Source organism: Candidatus Methanomethylophilaceae archaeon (genome assembly GCA_017524805.1).
In the GTDB taxonomy this organism is placed as follows: domain Archaea; phylum Thermoplasmatota; class Thermoplasmata; order Methanomassiliicoccales; family Methanomethylophilaceae; genus Methanoprimaticola.
Genome location: JAFXUX010000034.1, coordinates 1 through 17,705, shown reverse-complemented (window position 1 = coordinate 17,705; position 17,705 = coordinate 1). Strand labels below are relative to the sequence as shown.

Sequence of the window (17,705 nt, the reverse complement as noted above, 5' to 3'; positions counted from 1 at the left end):
GTTTCCCGGCCGCAAAACGGGGCCTTCGGGCCCCTTAGTTTCTTCCGCTGGGGCGGACCTTCCCTCCTGAACCGGAGGCCGGCCTCCCCATGCATTCGATGGGATCCGGGCCGGGAAGCCCCGGCCCTCGCAGCTCAGGGGTCCTGGGTCAGGACCTTCCCCCCGCCGGAGAAGTGTTTTCCGGCAAGTTTCCCGGCGTTTACCTTGATCTTGTCGCCGTCCCCGTCCAAGAAGGAGTATCCGAAGAACGCCTTGGAATCGACATGGGAGAGATCGCCGCCGAAGCCCACTTCAACCAGATCGGTCCCAGTGAACGCGCCGTACCCGATAAACGCCACAGAGGGCAGGTCTGCATATGTCAGCGACCCACACCCGAAGAACGCGTGCTTCCCGATAGATGTTACCCCGCTCAGATCGATTCTGGCCAGGGACCCGCAACCGCTGAAGGCGCTCGTGCCCAGGGTGTCGGCGCCGCCGAGGTCGACATGCTCGAGGGACGAGCAGCCGAAAAACGCGTACGCCCCGACGGAGGCCGCCCCGTCCAGGGCGACGTATTCGAGGTTCCTGCAGCCGTGGAAGGCGCTGCGGCCGACGTCCACCTCGGAGGTGACCGAAACGATGGAGCCGTTCCTGAGGAAGGCCTTGGGCGCTATGGACGTGACCTCCCAGCCGAACCCGAGGTAGCTTATGGACGCGGGGACAGAGATGTTGGCCACGTTGTCTCCGGCCGGGCGGACCGCTACAACTGTCTTGGAATCACCGTTGTCGGTGATCCTGTACTTCACGTCCCCGCTCACGATGGTTCCGCCGGCCTTCGGGACGTAGAGATCGAGATGGGCGGCGTCCGCGCCGGTGAACTTGTGGCCTGCCAGGGCGTCGTCGAGGGCCATCTCCGTCTCGCCGTCGAAGAATCTGCATCCGTAGAATGCGTAACCGCCGACTTCCGTGAATTCAGCGCCGAACACGACGTAGTTGAGGGCGGAGCATCCGGCGAAGGCGCTTTCGCCCACGGAGACTTCGCCGCCCGCGAACTTGAGGCATTCGAGCGTGCTTCCGGCGAAGGCATAATTTCCAATCTTCACGACAGACGCGGGGATCGCCACGTAGCGGAAGTAGGAAACATCCCCGCCGCCCTGCTCGGCCTTGAGGGCCGCCCCGGCATTCTCGAATGCGCGCGGCGCGATCTCCTCCACGGTGCCGGGTATGACCAGCCTCTGCTTCGAGGAAGGGAACTTGATGAGGACCGTGGCATCCTTGTCGTACAGGACGCCCGCCTCGGACGCGAACTCCGCGTTCCCGGAGGAGACCTCTATCGACCTGAGGCCGGGGCAGCCGAGGGCGTTCTCCCCGATGGAGGCGACCGAGTCCCCGATGGAGACCGACTCAGCGGAACCGCATCCCGCGAAGGCTCCGTCTCCGATCGACACTGGAATGTATTCCGCGCCGCCATGCTCCACGGACGAGGGCACCGACAGTGCGGTCGGGCTACCCTCGAACCCTACGGCGGAGACCTCGTTCCCGGAGAGCACGAAATAGTGCACGGAATCTACTATGAACATCTCATAAAGCTTCCCGTCGCCGGTCCCGACGAATTCCCTTCCGCGGAGGGAGTCGGCATTGGGATCAAGCTCCTCGTCCCCGCTGTAGAAAGACACTACGAATGCGTCCTCACCGACGTTCTCCAGGGAGCCGGAGAACCTGACATATTTCAGGGAATAGCAGTTCCAGAAGGCCTGGCCCCCGATGGATACCGCCTCGGGCAGGATCACCTCTTCCAGGCTTCCGCAGCCATTGAAGGCGCTGTCCCCAACTGATTCCGCCGAGGGCAGGCTCACCTCTTTCAAGTTTTCGCATCCAGAGAAAGCGTTGCTCTCCACGGAAGTTGCCTTAGGCAGGCTCGCCTCCCTCAGGTTATCGCAGCCGTCGAAGGCGGCAATCCCAATGGATACCGCCTCGGGCAGGCTCAACTCTTCCAGGCTTCCGCAGCCCTGGAATGCGCTGTCCCCCACGGACGTTGCCTTGGGCAGGCTCGCCTCCCTCAGGCTTCCGCAGCCCAGGAATGCGCCGGTCCACACGGATACCGCCTCGGGCAGGATCACCTTTTCCAGGCTTCCGCAGTTACTGAAGGCGCTGTCCCCCACGGACTCCACGGCCCATTCGGACCCTTCATTTATCACAGTGCCGACCGCCCGGACGGGGCTGCCTTCGTACCCGGTTATTTGTACAAATTGATCGTATACGTCTGTCACTTTATAGTTGATATCATCCACGGTGAATTCATCGCCGTCCGAAAGCGCGTCGGCGCCCCCGGCGACGGAGACGGCCGCGAGCGCGGCGGCCAGCGCCAGCGCGAAGGTGGCGGCCGCTGCCAGCCGGCGGCCGGAAAGATCGGATTGACATGGTGCCATGAAAATAAGCACGGCCCGCGCGCTCTTAATGGTAGCGCGAGCGCCCGCCCGAACCTGTCAAATACCCTCCGCGCCATCGCCCGCCCCATGAAGTGCCCCGCGTGCGGCCGCGACAACGGCCTGAACCCATTCTCGATATGCCAGTTCTGCGGGAACGCCCTCCAGCAGCCCGATGAGGGCGAGAGTGATCCTGCGGACGGGAACGGGCGCCCGGAAGCCGGCCGCTGGGCTGTGGACGGAGCCGACGAAAACTGAATCCCCGCCGCCTGCACATAACCGGGAGCCCGGCCCGTGGGAAACGGGACGCCCGGGCCGGGCGGCCTCTTCTTACGCGCTCAGGGAGCGGCTTCCTCCAGCGATTTCCCGGACCCCTCGAAGGATCTGCCCGCCAGGTCCTTCGCGGCAATCTTGACCTTGCCACCGTCCCCGTCCCAGAATGAGTATCCGAAGAATGCCTTGGGGTCGACCTTCTCGAGGGCGCCCCCGAAGCATGCGCGCCGCAGGTCGTTCCCGGTGAACGCGCCGTACCCGATGCTCATCGCGGAGGTCAGGTCGGCTTCCGTCAGTGCGCAGCGGTAGAAGGCGTGCTTCCCGACCGACGCGACGCCGCTCAGGTCGACGGCGGACAGGGACTCGCACCCGCTGAAAGCGCTCGTTCCCAGGGAGGTCACGCAGCCGAGGTCGACTGTCGAAAGGGACGAGCAGCCGAAGAACGCGTAAGCCCCGACGGACGCCGCCCCGTCCAGGGTTACGGATGTTAGGTTCCGGCAGCCGTGGAAGGCGCTGCGGCCGACGTCCACCTCGGAGGTGACCGAAACGATGGAGCCGCTCCTGAGGAAGGCTTTGGGCGCAATGGACGTGACCTCCCAGTCGAACCCGAGGTAGCTGATGGACGCGTGTATGGAGATCTCGGCTACGTCGTCTCCGGCCAGGCGGACAGCGGTCACTTTCTTGGAATCCGCCCCGTTGTCGGTGATCCTGTACTTCACGCCGCCGTCGGCGATGGTCCCCCTCAGGGGCGGGACGTACAGCTCGAGACGGGAGGAGTCCGCCCCGGTGAACTTGTGGCCGGCCATGGCTTCGGCAAGATCCATCACTTTCTCGCCGTCGTAGAATATGCAATCGCTGAAAGCGAAGTCCCCGACTTCCGTGAACTCCGCGCCAAACACGACGTAGCTCAGGCTGGAGCATCCGGAGAAGGCGCAGAGGCCTATGGAGACGCTGCCTCCCGAGAACTTGAGGCACTCGAGCGCGCTCCCGGCGAAGGCGCCTTCCCCGATGGATGTTACGGCAGCGGGGATCTTCACGTAGCGGAAGTATTCAATGTCCCCGCCCGAGTAGGCGTCCTTGAGCGCCTTCCCGGCGTCCCTGAAGGCGTAGGCCCCGATGGCCGTGACGCCGCCGGGTATGGCCAGCCTCTGCTTGGAGGCGGGGAACTTCAGAAGGGTGGTGGCTCCCTTGTCGTACAGGACGCCGTCAATCGATGAGTACTCCAAATTGCCGGCGGAGACCTCGATGGACCTGAGCATGGGCGCGTCGAGGGCGCCCTCCCCGATGGACACGACCGAGTCGCCGATGCTGACGGACGTCACGGAAGGGCATACCGCGAAGGCCCAGGCGGCGATCGATACGGGGACGTATTCCACGCCGCCGTGCTCTACGGTCGTGGGCACGCTCAGGGAGGCGGGGCTCCCCAAGGAGCATACCGCGGATACCTGCCCCTCGGAGACGATGGCGTAGCACACCGGGCCCTCCGAGAACCCCTCGTACAAGATACCTTCGCCGTCCCCGGCGAACTCCCTGCCGCGCAGGGATTCGGCGTTGATCCCGAGCGGATCGCCCCCGCTGAAGAAAGACACTTCGAATGCGCTCTCCCAGACTTTCGACAGGGATCCGGAGAACCCGACGTATCTCAGGGAGCCGCAGCCGGCGAAGGCATAGGGCTTCACTTCGGTCGCCGAGGGGAGGCTGGCGGACACCAGGGAACTGCAGATTTCGAAGGTACAATCCTCCACGGATTCCGCCGAGGGGAGGCTGGCGGACACCAGGGAATCGCAGCCGCTAAAGGCACATTCCCCCACGTAGGTGGCCGAGGGGAGGCTGACGGACACCAGGGAATCGCAGCCCTGCAGGGCTTCGTTCTCCACGGACACCACCGTCCAGTCGGACCCGCCGCAGCTCACAGCGCCTTCCACCCGTACCGGATCGCCCCCGCGCAGGATTATTCTCACTTCTTTTGAGTATTCGTCAACCACTTCGTATACGATGCCGTCCGCGGCGAACGAGTCGCCTTCCGACAGGCCTCGGCGCCGTCCGAGAGGGAGACGGCCGCGAGGGCGAGCAGCGCCAGCGCGAAAACGGCGGCCCAGGCCAGCCGGCGGCCGCGCAGATTCGATGTGTATGGTTCCATGGTAGAAGCCACGGCTCGCGCGCTCTTAATGGTAGCGATGATCCCCCGCCTGAGGATCGGCGCGCGGCGGAAGGAAACGGAAGGTCGTGGGAGCGCTCTGCCGATGCGCGCGGCGGATCTCTGGGGCGCGGCGGCCGCCCGGGTTAAAAGGTTAAAGGAATTAACAGAATTACGTTTGAAACATCATTCCATTATTTACGTCCCGCCCGCGCGGCCGCTCCCGCCGGCGGCGCCCGCGGAAAAACTCGGTTCCCCACCGGACATCGAACGGGGCCCGCATCGCCCCTGTTGGGAGCGGAAACCTTCGATCTGGCTCGGGCGACATCAAAAACGGGCAGGCCCACTGTTCTCATATGCATCGATCCTCGCAATCCGTTGCTCTCCGGGATTCCGGCCGCTCCTCCTTCGGGATCCGGCCCGCTGTTTTCAGCTGTGCGACGATTTGACCCGGCCAGGTGCCCTCCGACCGAGCTCGGCTCCCGGACGGCCTACAACAGCCTAACTACCTAACTAAAACCGAGATCAGTCAGACGTTGTATTATTCAAATATTACTAAAATCCATTGATTATTCAATAAACAATGGGATTATCTGAATATTATAGATACATACAACCTGATTGGTAGATCGGACTAGAAGAATTCTAGCGGCGAATCGGCGCCGCCTTTCGGACCCGCTCGCTTGCCTCGCACACTGCATCAGGATAAAGTTCGAGATGACGAGATCATTATCCCGTCCCACCCTGTCGAACATGGGAGCAAAGAGCTTGGAGCGGTATGCCACCACGGCCATTATACTCCCGGTGTCCACGACGACGGTACTCCTGTCGGTCGGCTCAGCCATCGGCTCGCCTCCTCCCGGTCCGTCTGGCAGGAGTCATCGCCTGTCGGCAAGGATACCTTTGAAAACAGAGTCCTAACCCTTGTTGACAATAAAATGGGGGAGGGGGGCAAGCCCGATGAGCGGGGCCCTGACGACTCAACCTCGACAGCGGTACCACAACCACGGTTGAGAAGTCTGCGCGCCGGCCTTCTCCCCTGACACTCCCTCGAAAAAGAGAAGCGGGACAGGCCCGCATCGGCTTGACCGTCAAAGTGGGCTCAGTCCCGGAGATAGTATCTGTCCGGGTAGAGCGAACTCTCTGGCACTATGTCCAGGACGACGCTCCCGATCAACTTCCTGCATACGGGGCACAGAGGGATTCTTACAGTGCGGCCCCCGCCTTGACGTCTGGAGCCGCCGATCTCCGAGGGGCGCGACACATCGACAGAGGCCTCGAGGAAGCCGCCCGTGTTGCCTTCGAAAGCCCCTGGCTTGGACGACCCACATTGGTCCCTCAGGTAAGATGCGACCTCATCGCCGGTCCTCCTGCATATATAGCACCTAGTCTGGTCCATGGGCGCTCCTACAGGTGCCGCGATAAATACCTTGCGCCTCTGCTGGAACGGCCATGTCGCGTTATTGATTTGCAGAGGTGTCCGCGCTTCCCCAGGCGTTTCGCATGGTCACAGCGCGTATTCATGGGACATACAGCGGTCGCTCGGCGCCGCCGGAGGGCTCGTCGAGCCCGAAGAACCCGAACTCTTCTTAAAACATCCCGAGGACGCGGTCGAGGCAGGGGTACCCGGTGTCGAACACGCTACGCCCTTCGGCGGCCGCGCAGATCCAGTGTGCTTGGTTCCATGGGAGGAGCCACACGCGCAGTCTTAATGGTAGCGCGGAACCCCCGCCCAGCGAATCTGCCGACAAATTCCGCCCCCATCCCACATCCCCTCGAATATGCTTGCATGCGGGATACCGAGCATGGCAGACTTCTTGGCGTGCTTGTTGTCGAAGTCGTTCAGATCGTATATGAACATAAAATAGGTGATCTGCTCGATCACATCCAGAGGGTTCATCAGCCCCCCGGTCCGGAATTTGCCCCAAAGCGAATCAATATTGTTCTGGGCTCCCCAGTTATCAACAGAAGCACCTGCGTATGAATTCATCTGCACATAATTTAAGGGGACAATCGACATAATACAATGCAATACACTATCGGCACAAATGATTGACAAAAAGAGGCCGGAAATCGCAACCTCTTGGATGTGCCTGTCCCGCGCCCTGTCTCCCTGCTTCCCAATCGATGTGGCCCCAACATTGGGGATGAGAAGGCTTTCGGAATGGTGTTTGGCCTGTTATACTGATATTTCATATTTCTCCTATGGCCAGCATGTGTTTTACTGGCACCGACGACGGCAATCCCGACGCACAGGCAACATGCGGCTTGCGAGGCTCCCAGATGGCTACCGGCCCGGGACAATAGAGAATCCGGCCGAAATCGCCGCTGCGAGATTCCCGGCAATCACATCTGTCCTGAGAAAACCACCTAAAACACCCTTTGCAAGATATCTATATATGGCGCGCGGAAGGGGGGTGTGGGTTGTGTGTGGCCCCGATCACCTGGCTCGGCCGGAGAACTCACAATCGCCCCCTGATCCGCCCTCCCGGCAGGACATCCCCTCAGGGCAGTTTCAGGCTGTCGACCGTCAATGTGTAATAAGGCTCCAGATCTTTCAGCAGGCAGGATAAGGCAAGGCCCATGCCGTAATCAAGGAACATGTAACGGCCGGAGGCCTCGGTGCCGATCGAATAACCCACCCCACGGACGGTTTTGTCGCCTACTTCCTGAGACTTCTCTTTCATCACCCTTCCATCGGTACTGTAGACGACCAAATCGTCGTTCGTCTTGATGACGCTCTCACCGACCATAAAGACGACCTTGTAACGTTGACCATCCTCTCCCAAGGCAATGCTTTTTGCATCAAGCGGAAACATCGCACGCAACATGGCTACGTACATATCAGCGGCATCCGACGTCTCCGAAAAGAGCTTATCGATGTCCACCCGATAAGCTCCAGATGTGGCAAGGTTGAAGGAATTGATTATCACCTCTGCCAAACGGAAAGGTATGTTATCATCGCAATCGAAATAATACTGAGAAGAATTGAATACATCCTCGGTCATGCACCACTTGGACTGCGAGACGACATACTTCGCAGTGTAACTCAACTCCCATCCTTCGACCGCAGCCACATAGGTCTCGTCATCCACCCTAGTTATGTTCGCGATCGTAGAGCGGTCACCTTCGTCCAGGGAGATGGACATAACAAGCCTGTCGCCGGTGTACTCTTCGGTCTTGAACGTGAGACGGTGGGACTCGAAGCCGGAATCGATAGCCCTGGTTACCGTAGACTTCAATTCGAACCCCACGCCATAGTCCATGTTCACAACCTCTTCGGGGTCGAAGCCCTTGGCCTGATCCAATACGCCGTCAGCCATGGCGAAAGTGCGCCCGCGAAGGTTCTCGGCTGTTGGGGGGATGCCGGACCCGCCAATGCAGAACGAGATTGAGAACGCATTGGCCCCAACCTTGGTCAAAAACTCTGAGAAACATGCAAGCCTCAACCCGGAGAGCCCCCGAAATGCATGGCCACCTATCGTTTCGACACAGGGCAGATCCAGGATAGCCACCTTGCTGCTGGCGAAGAAGGCATAAGGCCCGACAGACTCGACTGAGGCCATCGTCACGGTCTCAAGATCGGAGCAATTCGCGAAGGCTTTCATGCCAATCACTTTGACACCCCCCAAGTCCGCAGTCATCAGCGCCCTGCATCCTAAGAAGGCCTTGGGACCCACAGCTGTCACATCAAAGGTTGTACCCTCGAGATCGACTGAGTCTGGCACGAAGAGCCTCCTGACATCGAAGTCGTAGCCAACAAGCGAGACTTCGGCGGGGTATGCTGATGTAACCTCATAGACCAAACCGGAGTCAGAGAACCTCGTCCCGACGGCGGGGCCGCAATATTGGTGCAGAACGCTCTTGGATCCTGCAAAATCCTTGCCTGCCAAGTTCGAAGGGCTGGCCATGACCGATTTGCCTCCGATATTGAATTTCATTGGCCCGAGAGCCGATGTGCCCAAAACCATCGACTCGGGGAAACATATCGAAGACACGTTGGAACACTTTGAGAACGCATATTTGCCTACACTAACGGTTTCTTTGGATGCCGAAAGGTCTATCAGGGAAAGCATGTTGCAACCGAAAAACGAATAATCGCCTACCCTCTTGAGGCAGTCGCCGGTTTCCAGCTCACTTAGACTGACGCAATTGGCGAAGGCCTTGAGGCCTATGGTCTTCACATTGACCAAGTCCAACGTGCAAAGGGATTCGCAACCTAAAAACGCCCTGCTTTGTATCGATTCAACGGCGGGCATCCCCACGACGGTTAATGAGGAACATCCGGAGAACGCAAAATCTCCGATTGAAACAACTCCGGGGATGTCCGCTTGCTCGAGAGAGTGACAGTTTTCAAAGGCGCTTCTCTTGATGGATGTGATCCCACCAGCAGTCGTGACACTTTTTATGAGCCCTTTGTCTACGCCTTCGATGGGGCCGACCTCGCCTGTACCCACTACCGTCAGGGCACCATGTTCGTCAAGAACGTAATAGGCATTAGAGCCGCAGCTACCGGTTTTGACGGCGTCACTATCGCCTGAAGCCATGAACAGCGCCACCAGCGCGAGTGAAACCGCAAGTGCCGCTATGATGAGCGCTTTGCTCTTTTTCTTTGTGCCCCTTGAATTGGCGGACACCATGGACATATATTCCATACATGAGTGATTCATTTGTGCCCTTATGAATTATGCCTTTCATAGAACGATGCCAGGGAGCGACCTGCGATGTATCCAAGCTGGTCCTCGCCCCGGCCCGCTTCGACTTAGGAGAACTGATGCAGAGCATTGTCCACGCTTTCTAATGCCCTGCCACCTTCTATATCAAAAAAGGAATACTCGACGAAAACCTTGGTGTCGACCTCCGTCGGGACGCATCATAAAAACAGCGCTTCCAGAAGGATAACCCCCTACAAACCCACGGCCACCAGGGTCCTGCATCTGCTGAAGGCAATCTTGGCGAGAATCTCCGCCACCTTTGGGCGGCAGTCGCCGACCAACAGCCTAACTACATAACTAAAACCGAGATAAGTCAGACGTTGTATTATTCAAATATTACTAAAATCCATTGATCATTCAATAAACAATAGGATTATCTGAATATTATAGATACATACAGCCTGATTGGTAGATCGGACCGGAAGAAATCTAACGGCAAATCGGCGCCGCCGGACCCGCTCCAGTCCGCCTCAATGACGGCTTCCCGGGAACCCGGGCACATCCCAGTCCGCCGGCGGCGGAGCCGGATGCCCCCTGCGACAGGAAAAGCTGTATGCCTCCCGGCAGTTTTTATTGATTTCAAAAAAAAAGACTGCTGGCTGTCGATGGGAGCGGGCCTGTCGGGAATCGCGTTAACAACAGCCAGCGAACTGAAACTCGGTGCATTAGGCCTCCAACACTGCCTAATGCGCGTGCATTAAAATTCCGAGCTTCTTGGCTGCATCCGTGCCGGTGACATCGCCCGGAAGATTCGAGACGCGTCAAACGTGGCTCGCGGCAGGACGCCCGCGGATGGGGCCGTGCATCCATAATCAGACGGGCCACCATGGAATGGTTCTCGTATCCGCCGATTCGGAATTTGCATGGCGGGAAGAATCACCATCCGATATTCGAGTTACGGCCGGCCCGCATCAGACTTGGGTACGAGTACGGTTTTTGATTATAATCGTCTTCGACCACATCGAAACCATGCGGCGATCGCCTTTTATTCTCGTCAGGAGGTTGATACAATATGCAATCTGGAGAGGCCGCATACCTGGATTCGACGCTATGCGATTCCCTCAGGGATCTGATGCCATCCGGTGAGAAACTGGAGGATCTTGTCAACGACGTCCTGAAGGCATACGTTGACAGAAGGTCCAGGGAGGACGAGATCATTGCGAAGTATATCTCGGTCACCCCTGTGGTAGGGCGCATCGATGAAAACGGCAACACGATACTTCCGTCTTCGATGTATCATCCGGAGGACGACGTCTACGACAGATACCAATGATTTCATCAAGCGGGATGTTTGAGCAGCCAAGGTCTGGTTTGATGAGTTTCCGACGCAGATATGCTCCTTTCAAATGCCGCGGCCGATCCATCCCATCGAATCGAAAAACCACATCGCTTCCCCTGTCCACTAATATTTCCGGCGGAGAGATCGGCCCCGCCCGCCTCGAAAAAAAAAACGAGGGGCATATCCTTATTCCGGTCCTTCGGACTTATATATTATATATAAAGAAAAAGAAAATGAAGACTTTCAAAGAAGAAGCCCGGCCGGAGCCGGTAAGCCGTTTCACTTGATCTCCGTCTCCTTCCAGGAGTCCCCTATCCCGTTCTTGATCGCGCGCTTCCTGTTGATGCGGAGGTAGTGCTTGCGAGTCATGTCGGGGCTGGCGTGCCTCATCTGCTCGGAAGTGGCGTTCAGGCGCTCCATGTGATCGTTTATCGTCAGCGAGCAGAACGTCGAGCGCATGTCCTTGATCTTGAAGCGGACCCCGCTTATCTCCTCTACCTTCTTCTTGATGGCCCTCATGGACTTCTCCGAGTAGGGGAGGCCTGTCCTCGGGTTGACGAACAGGAAGTCGCTGGTGACCCCTGTCTCGGCGAGCATCCTCTCCCTCTCGTCCCAGAACTCCTGGAGGTACGGAAGCATGTCCTTGCGGATGATGTCGACCCACTGCGGGACGCCCCAGGACCCCTCCCCCTTCGGGTGGCGGACGTAGAAGTCCTCGCTGGCCAGGCTGAGGTCCTGGACCTCCGCGTCGATGACCTCCTTGTGCCTCCCGCCTATGCCGAAGGCCAGGCAGACGACCCCGCGGAACACCCACCCCGACCATCCCACGAGGTTGTATGTCGCGTCTATGACCTCCTGGAGCTCGTCCCTGTCCATCGCGTCTATCGGCGTGTCGCGGGGCGATTTCGGGAACCTGTACCTGGGGTTGCCGCGCATAATACCAATCACGTCGTTCCCGAAGAGGCGCAGGTAGCGCTCCAGTATCTGGAGGTACTTCTCCTGGGTGGACGCGGCCAATTCCCTGCCCTTCATCCACATCATGAACTCCGTCACCATGGACTCGTCGAAATGGCGGGGGTCCAGCGTCTTACAGGCCCCGCGCTCATACAGCCCCTCGAAGAACCTGTTGAACTGCTTCAGCTTGCGGACGTCGACGTCGAGGGTGCAGGGGCTGAGATTGACCTCCTGGAAGGCCTCGTACAGCCTGACCGCCATTATGCCCGGCTTCCCTCCCAGCCTGACGGACTTCAGATCCGTCTGGCGGAGCTCGGCGTTGCTCTCGCCGGTGGCCCTCTTCCTGCCCACTCATTCACCCCCCGTGGGAGTTAACCCGTTAACCCCGCCGCCCATCTCGGGCCGCGCGCGGCCGCCTGCTCGCCGCCGAAGGCCGTGATCTGCTCCTCGGAGCCGTACTTCATTAGGGCGTTCATGAACGTGGGCCTCAGCCTGAACGGGGATATCGTCCTCGTGTTGTGGCTCGCCTTCTCCAGCCTGAAGCCCATGGCCTTCACCAGCTCGGTGACCGCGATCGTCTTGACCCTCTCGTACTGGCCGATCTCGCCGTCCAGGGCCTTCAGCTCCTCGAATTTCCTGGCGATGCTGCGGGTGGTGACCTTGGTGAGGAGCTCGTACTCGCGGCCCCTGAACAGCGCGAACTCGTCCTGCGACCTGAGGGCCTCCATCATCGCCGCGAACGCCCTCCCCATGTCACTGTCGCGGTCCTCGCTGGCGCTGGCGTCCTGCATCTCACTGAAATAACGGAGGACCGCCCTCTCGTTCCCGCACATCTTGGCCGCGGCGTACATCGTCCCCAGGATGTCCCTGCAGCGGCTCGAAAAGCGCACCTTTCTCCCGTCGATCTCGATACCCTCCGGAGACTGGAGCTCCTCGAGAGCTTCCCTGTAGATTTCATCGAACCTCAGGACCTTCGGGTTCGACATCCACAGCCATTTGACGGTGTACAGCTCGTCGCGGATCTCCCTCAGCTCCCCGTAATCGGGGATTATCGGGATGGTCGCGTCGCCGCTGCGGACCATGGTGATGGAGATCGACCTGTTCGCCACCTCCTCCGGAATGGACCTCCCCCCGACCTGGTTCACGTAGACCACGGGCGCGAAGATGTCGTAGGACTGCGGCTCGATGCGGCCGCCGTCCGACTTCTCCGCCCTCTGGACGGTGGCGCCCCTCACGATCCCGTTCTTGAGGATCTTCCTGAGGCCGCTCTGCGCCGGGGCATCGTAGTCCTGGAACTCGTCCAGGTGGGGCGTGACGCGGAACTAGTCTATCATCCTGAAGATGGAGGCCTCGGTAGTGTCGCCGGTCATGTTCCCGTGGTAGCAGAGCCCCCTGCAGATGTCGAGGACCTTCGTCTTCCCGGAGTTGGTCGCCCCCAGGATGAGGAAGCGCGGCGCGTACCCGAAGATGTCCATGAAATAGGACGCGACGATAAACGTCGCAATGATCTCGGCGTCGTAGTCCCCGCAGAGGCGAACGTGCCTGTCCAGGTACCCCATTATGCGCTCGGAAACGGCGGTCAGCCTCATGACGTAGTCGCCGTCCAGGACGCTGAAGTCCTCCCTCCCTCCGAGAGCCGACAGGCGCTGGCGGGGATGGATGTCGCTGGGATACTCCCAGTCCTTCCTGTGGTTGTAGAGGCAGGAGGTCATCATCCCCGCGGCCCTCTTGTCCCCGAACCATTTCTCGATCTCCCAGGGCTCCAGCAGCCTGATGTCCTTGGTCTCCTGGTCGATAACGAGCAGCCGGAACCCATCCTTCTCGTCGTATACGGGCTCGGCGCGGAGGTCCTTCGCAACCATCGGTACCCCCTCCCGCCTTTGGCAGGCCTTGCCGGCTAGCAGAGACTGACCCCGGCCCACAGGCTGCGCGTGAGGCCCCAATCCACCTCCCCCGACCCGGGGTAATTCTCGGATTCGCAGAAGGGGACACCGTAGCCCTCCCGGCGCACGGCACGGCCGCCGTCTGCCCCGGACGAGCCTTTAATATCACAGGCTGCATTCATTTTCGTTGTGGGCGTTGATTCAGGGGAGGGACACTTACTCGACATAATTGATCCCCTCTTCCCTTAGCTCCGCCCACTCCGACCTCGCTATCCTTTCGATCAGCGCATCCTCAACGAATTCGCTCATAGTCCCGCACCGGCGGGCTTCCATTTCCCTCCTGATTCTGTCCAGGAGATTCAGGGAAATCCTGGCGCAGACCACTCTCTCCCTTTTTTCGGAGCAAATCTGCTATATTTGCTTTCTGAAATCTTCAAAATCCATTTAGTTTTCCTCCTTAGTGCCTCCATGAAGGAGACAGTATTCCTGCGCCGATTTTCTCAGCAAATCGGCACGGAACTTCGAATACCCCGACAAAATCATCCTGTCGACATATTCGGTTTCACGATCTGTCAATATTGCTTGAACAAGACTCAATCCTATTTCCTCCTTATATCTGTATCCTTCTTATTAGAAGGATGATTCTTGTATACAGACGGCAGTATAAATAAGTGTTCCATATTTCTTACTATAAGACGATTTAACCCTTCATCGGAGGAAGATGGATGGATAGGAAATTAAGTACAACAGTAAAAATTACAATTACCCTCCCGAGCAAATTGTACGAATCAATCGAGTCATACATCACGCTGCAGCACGAATACACGAACGTGCCCGATTTTCTCTCGTGCGCCTGCAAATACTTTTTGATGAGATACAATTATGATGTCGAACCTCAGATAAACAACATAATCAGGGAACACATGAGCAAAGGCCTGATCGTAGAGAAAATTCGTTTCATTTCCAAATACTCAGGGGAATCCATAAGCAAGCAGGCGACCATAGCCTCCGGAATCACCGCAAACCTCCATGGCTTAGTCAGCAGCTACCCCTACCTAGACTACACGAATGTCCTGCGCTATTCTGTGGAATTCTACTACGAAGCCATCGTTAAGAGCAGAGACATTAATGCCTGCCGGGCAATGAAAAAATATTTCGACAAGGACCGCCGCGAGGATTTCTCTCCGCCGGAAATAAGAATTGTCTGCGAAACAAGATCCGCTTGATTTTAGACTTTGAAACTCCTAACTTATGCTTAATAACTAAGGAAACCAACCTATTGTTTCTATCCCTACTAAATCCTGACATTTGTAAAACAAACTAAGAAAGTCCAATGCAAGTCCCGCCGGTCAACACAACAGAATAATGCACTCAGTATCTGAAATCTTGATCCTTATATGATCTACTGTTCCCAGCCACGTAACCCTGATCTGACCGCCGCAAGAGCCGCCTACCCCAGTTCAATCAGTTTCGACTATGCACCCCTCCTATCCTATCCATAATTGTTGAATCTTAGGATTTACGTGCACGTGTGCAATTCGTTTAAAAGCATAAACCGATTACATTTGCATGAGTGACGCGTCCGTTACGTTTTGTAGTCTAAAAGGTGTAATAAGCAACAGATTGATGCTGGCGCTGTCAGCGGCCGTTTTGATGCTGGCTACCGTCTGTTGCGTCTCGGCATTGGATGACACGTCCGCGCAGGCCGAGGGCCACGATAACCAGCATCTGCTCGGGGCGGGAGCCCATCTGAACATAACCGCCTACATCCTGGACAACGGGAGGATCATAGAAGAGAAGCACCTCACGTTCCGCAAGAGCGCAGTGAACGCCGAGGATCTGGGCATCGACGACTTCCAGTTGGACGGCCACCACTACAAGCTGCTGCGCTTCGAAGACTATGACGGGATTCCCATATCGTTTCCGATCACGCGCGATATGGAAGTCTACGCCGTCTACGACAGAATCCCCCTGTACAAGGTCACGCTCAGATATCAGAACGACATGCTGGGCGACGGAGTCTTGACCGACCCCTACACGTCGGACGGCTTCTATATGGCTTACGAAGGGGAGCGTTGCGAGGGATATCTGTCTGAAAACAGCGAGCATTTCTCCCTTTTCGTTCCCAAAGCCAAACAATTCGGGTTCGACGGATGGTATACGGACAAAGATCTGACCGTGAAGTGGGACTACACTGTCCGCGGCAACACGGTCCTCTATGCGGGGTACACGTCGTTGCTGTTCCCGGACTACCAGCCGAACATCGTCAAGAAGGCAGTCGTGGAGGGGGACCCCAAAGGCCCAAACGACTTCGAGCCCGTCCTGGTGAACATATACGAAGACGGGGAGTACGTCGTGTACGCGTACTACCTGGGCACGGCCACAGACGTCCTGGTGGAGAGCTACTACGAAGGGTACTATAACGGCATGGAGTCGGTGACCAAGACAGAGAGCGAGGGGCAAACGGTGCAGGTGTCGACGTACATCGAAAACACTGTTGGCAGCCACGAACTAACCGGGGCCGCAGACACACACTCCGACTCTACGTTCACCACCACCAAGACCTATTCGAAGGCCTCGGACAAATCATGGTCTGGGGAACAATTCAAGACCTTGGGCGCGGGTTTGGCCGGGGGCGGCATAGCCCTCAAGTGCGTTTCCCTGTTGACCAAGGCCATACCGGGGGTCAACATCGTCAGCGGGATCCTGAGCATCGCGGGGGCCGCCTCGAGCATCATCGGCGACCTGAAGGGCGGAAACTCGTCCACCACCGAAACAGAGACGGATACCTACTCATCGGATTCGCACAGCCAAATCACTGCACGGTGGAGCGACTACCTCTCCACCAGCGGGGTCACCTCTTTGGAGGGCTATAACGTCGGGAGGAGCACATCGGTCTCTAACGACTTCAGGTACGCTCCCATTGGCAGCTTCGTCGTCGACGGCGCGTTCGGTACGGTCGACTACTTCCAGCTCGAGTTCTACGACAGATCGGACTCCCACCGCGAAAGCATGATTACCTATGTGATTTCTTTCGAGCCAGAGACCGCGGATCACCACAACCACAGGTTCGCCTCGAGCGCCACTGCCGGCGGGTTCTATATGAACCTGTTCGATCTGTACAGAATCAGCGAAGATAAGATCGCCTCTGACCGCGAGGCCATTTTGGGTGGAGATGGCAGCCTCGACAGACCCTATTTGGTAAACAACAGAGCTGAATACGACGCAGTTCACTCCATTTTCCCGGATGCCTACATCAGGGCCGAAATAGATGTTTCGGTTTCGTCCGTCGGAAACCGCACGTTCTACGGCTGTACCTCTCTGGCTTCTGTATACATACCATCCTCGGTCACGTCCATAGGAGACAGCGCATTCTCTGGCTGCACCTCCCTTCTTTCGATCTCCATACCTTCATCAGTGACGAAAATTGGGTCCTTTGCGTTTCAAAACTGCGACTCTCTAGTGCTAGTAGACCTAAAAGATTCGAAAGCGAGCTTCTATCCATCCGCTTTTAGCGGATTAACGTTCAAAGATCTGAAAGGAAATACAATATATCCCGATTCCAATAATCTAATCGGCAAAGTGTTTGTGAAGAGTAACGACTGCTTCACCCAGACCTTCGGCATTTGGCAAAATACCAAATGGCCAGATTATAAGGTTGGATCCACATTCGATTCATACTTTATCCCAGAAGAGACAGGCCTCTACCTGATCCAGTCGACAGGGGATTCTGATCTTAGCGTGACCGTTTACGACTTCCAAGGGAATCGTCTCGCATTCGACGATGATAGCGGTGATTCTACCAATTTCTCCGTATACTGTTTCTTGGAAGCGCGGAAGATATACCGCTTTTCGTACTACCTACGCAACACTGGGACAGATTCGGAAACAGGATGGTATGAGACGGTCTATCGCATAACGAATATCGTATGCGATGACATAATCTTCCGCGTAGACGGATACGAAGCATCCGTTTCTGGATGTACCGGGGAGCCTGCCACACTCACCATTCCAGACATGATATATGGAGTCCCCGTGACTTCTATCAGAGACAGAGCG

The 17,705-nt window shown here is 57.6% G+C and carries 12 protein-coding genes; 4 read left to right on the top strand and 8 right to left on the bottom strand.

What is annotated here, in order from left to right; translation table 11 throughout:
* Positions 1–134 precede the first annotated feature (134 nt).
* The gene (locus IKP20_07610) at positions 135–2,408 is read right to left on the bottom strand and encodes a leucine-rich repeat domain-containing protein (GenBank protein MBR4504818.1); all 2,274 of its coding nucleotides are present in this window, start codon (positions 2,406–2,408) and stop codon (positions 135–137) included.
* A gap of 87 nt (positions 2,409–2,495) precedes the next feature.
* Here IKP20_07610 and IKP20_07605 point away from each other — a divergent pair, with 87 nt between their 5' ends.
* Positions 2,496–2,663 (top strand): hypothetical protein, encoded by a 168-nt coding sequence (locus IKP20_07605; protein ID MBR4504817.1) that lies wholly within the window; start codon positions 2,496–2,498, stop codon positions 2,661–2,663.
* Between the two features lie 80 nt (positions 2,664–2,743).
* Here the strand turns inward: IKP20_07605 and IKP20_07600 are convergent, their stop codons facing one another.
* From IKP20_07600 to IKP20_07585, 4 genes are all read right to left on the bottom strand, one after another.
* Complete coding sequence (locus IKP20_07600) at positions 2,744–4,639, bottom strand: leucine-rich repeat domain-containing protein (GenBank protein MBR4504816.1); 1,896 nt, start codon at positions 4,637–4,639, stop codon at positions 2,744–2,746.
* Between the two features lie 1,278 nt (positions 4,640–5,917).
* Positions 5,918–6,214 (bottom strand): hypothetical protein, encoded by a 297-nt coding sequence (locus tag IKP20_07595; protein MBR4504815.1) that lies wholly within the window; start codon positions 6,212–6,214, stop codon positions 5,918–5,920.
* Between the two features lie 309 nt (positions 6,215–6,523).
* Positions 6,524–6,805 carry a hypothetical protein gene (locus IKP20_07590; protein ID MBR4504814.1) on the bottom strand — a complete coding sequence of 94 codons (282 nt, stop codon included), beginning with the start codon at positions 6,803–6,805 and terminating at the stop codon, positions 6,524–6,526.
* Positions 6,806–7,319: 514 nt separating this feature from the next.
* A complete protein-coding gene (locus IKP20_07585; protein ID MBR4504813.1) occupies positions 7,320–9,470 on the bottom strand; it encodes a leucine-rich repeat protein in 2,151 nt (716 codons plus the stop codon).
* A gap of 1,072 nt (positions 9,471–10,542) precedes the next feature.
* On the opposite strand from IKP20_07585, the gene IKP20_07580 reads away from it, so the two are divergent.
* Positions 10,543–10,803 (top strand): hypothetical protein, encoded by a 261-nt coding sequence (locus tag IKP20_07580; protein MBR4504812.1) that lies wholly within the window; start codon positions 10,543–10,545, stop codon positions 10,801–10,803.
* A 285-nt stretch (positions 10,804–11,088) separates the two neighbouring features.
* Here the strand turns inward: IKP20_07580 and IKP20_07575 are convergent, their stop codons facing one another.
* From IKP20_07575 to IKP20_07565, 3 genes are all read right to left on the bottom strand, one after another.
* The gene (locus IKP20_07575; GenBank protein ID MBR4504811.1) at positions 11,089–12,114 is read right to left on the bottom strand and encodes a site-specific integrase; all 1,026 of its coding nucleotides are present in this window, start codon (positions 12,112–12,114) and stop codon (positions 11,089–11,091) included.
* A 20-nt stretch (positions 12,115–12,134) separates the two neighbouring features.
* Positions 12,135–12,998, bottom strand: coding sequence for a hypothetical protein (locus tag IKP20_07570; GenBank protein ID MBR4504810.1), 864 nt, complete (start codon positions 12,996–12,998; stop codon positions 12,135–12,137).
* Between the two features lie 87 nt (positions 12,999–13,085).
* A complete protein-coding gene (locus IKP20_07565) occupies positions 13,086–13,625 on the bottom strand; it encodes a hypothetical protein (GenBank protein MBR4504809.1) in 540 nt (179 codons plus the stop codon).
* 800 nt (positions 13,626–14,425) lie between these two features.
* On the opposite strand from IKP20_07565, the gene IKP20_07560 reads away from it, so the two are divergent.
* Positions 14,426–14,872: a hypothetical protein gene (locus IKP20_07560; protein MBR4504808.1), complete on the top strand. Its 447-nt coding sequence runs from the start codon at positions 14,426–14,428 to the stop codon at positions 14,870–14,872.
* A 343-nt stretch (positions 14,873–15,215) separates the two neighbouring features.
* Positions 15,216–17,705 (top strand): leucine-rich repeat protein (locus tag IKP20_07555; GenBank protein MBR4504807.1); only part of this gene is annotated, 2,490 nt, incomplete at its 3' end.

What these genes read in the sequence shown, in the direction of transcription:
- IKP20_07585 (MBR4504813.1), bottom strand. Translation starts at nt 9,470, where the DNA reads ATGGAATATATGTCCATGGTGTCCGCCAATTCAAGGGGCACAAAGAAA.
- IKP20_07590 (MBR4504814.1), bottom strand. Translation starts at nt 6,805, where the DNA reads ATGAATTCATACGCAGGTGCTTCTGTTGATAACTGGGGAGCCCAGAAC.
- IKP20_07595 (MBR4504815.1), bottom strand. Translation starts at nt 6,214, where the DNA reads ATGGACCAGACTAGGTGCTATATATGCAGGAGGACCGGCGATGAGGTC.
- IKP20_07605 (MBR4504817.1), top strand. Translation starts at nt 2,496, where the DNA reads ATGAAGTGCCCCGCGTGCGGCCGCGACAACGGCCTGAACCCATTCTCG.
- IKP20_07580 (MBR4504812.1), top strand. Translation starts at nt 10,543, where the DNA reads ATGCAATCTGGAGAGGCCGCATACCTGGATTCGACGCTATGCGATTCC.
- IKP20_07565 (MBR4504809.1), bottom strand. Translation starts at nt 13,625, where the DNA reads ATGGTTGCGAAGGACCTCCGCGCCGAGCCCGTATACGACGAGAAGGAT.
- IKP20_07610 (MBR4504818.1), bottom strand. Translation starts at nt 2,408, where the DNA reads ATGGCACCATGTCAATCCGATCTTTCCGGCCGCCGGCTGGCAGCGGCC.